Origin of the sequence: Microbacterium sp. VKM Ac-2923 (assembly GCF_022815605.1) — a bacterium.
GTDB lineage: Bacteria > Actinomycetota > Actinomycetes > Actinomycetales > Microbacteriaceae > Microbacterium.
Map to the genome: position 1 here is coordinate 1 of NZ_JALGRP010000036.1, position 280 is coordinate 280.

General features: G+C 70.0%; 1 pseudogene. It reads left to right on the forward strand.

The features are described 5' to 3' along the window. Positions 1–133 (forward strand): annotated as a pseudogene (locus MT347_RS18025) (rhamnose isomerase); the annotation flags it as partial. Positions 134–280: the final 147 nt, after the last annotated feature.

The window sequence follows — 280 nt, forward strand, 5'->3', positions numbered from 1 at the left end:
CCCGGCCCTCGCCGAGTGGCGCGAGTCGCGAGGCCTCCCCGCCGACCCGATGGCCGCGTTCGCGGCATCCGGATACCCGACCCGCATCGCGGAAGAGCGTGTCGGCGGCATCCAGGCCGGCTGGGGCGCGTGACCACGCGATCTTCCGGCGGCGCGCTCGTGTCGCCGCACCGCGCTGAGTGTCCAAGACACCCGGACGGTCTCGAAGGTGGTCTCAGGTGGCTAGTGCAACACCGTTGATCAGTTCGGTCAGCATGACATGTGGGCTGCGGAAGTCGAG